Origin of the sequence: Mycoplasma sp. HS2188, from assembly GCF_025209835.1 — a bacterium.
Classification (GTDB): Bacteria; Bacillota_I; Bacilli_A; order Mycoplasmatales; family Metamycoplasmataceae; genus Mycoplasmopsis.
The window spans coordinates 1-600 of sequence record NZ_JAOAOI010000067.1 but is presented as its reverse complement, the minus strand read 5'-3'; the positions used below and the strand labels follow the sequence as shown (position 1 = coordinate 600).

Annotated in this window: 1 protein-coding gene; it reads left to right on the top strand. The window is 35.0% G+C overall.

The features are described 5' to 3' along the window. Positions 1-11: 11 nt before the first annotated feature. Positions 12-600, top strand: a 589-nt coding sequence (locus tag N1F73_RS04010; RefSeq protein ID WP_260360172.1) for a hypothetical protein, incomplete at its 3' end; no start/stop codon positions are given.

Genomic DNA, 600 nt, shown 5'->3' with positions numbered 1-600 from the left:
TGGCTAGTGGAATGGCATTAGGTGCTGGTATTGGTGGTGCGTTTAAAGCACTTGGTAAGGCAACGAAAGCTGGTGGTAAAGCATTAAAAACTGCTGGTGTGGGTTTAACTCGTGGTAAGGCAGGATTGCAAAAATTAGAAGCTAAGAGAGATTTAAAAAATAAATTGAAATCAGGAGAATTATCAAAAGCTGGATATGCTAAAGAAATGCAAAGCTTAAATATGCGTTCAGAAGACCAAAGAATGGCTATAGCAAATGATAAGATGGAAAGTAAAGCTGAAAGAGCAATGATTAGAAAAGAACTGGCTTCAGGAAATAGTGCTTATAAAAAATCTGATTTAAGAGCTAGTGATAATAAATTAATTAAACAAGAAAATCAAACCTTGAAAGAAATGGAAAAACTAGCCGCTCAGGAAGGTGGAGTTAATTCAGAGAAATATAAAGAATTAGCACAAAGACATGAAGTGTTAGGTAGTTTAATTGATGCGAGAACACAGCGTAGTTCGAGAAAAGAATTAAATATTAATGACCAAAAATCAAGATTGATGGCTCAAAACTCAAAACGTGGAGTTGCATCGAAAAATATTGTTTCAGCTGCTG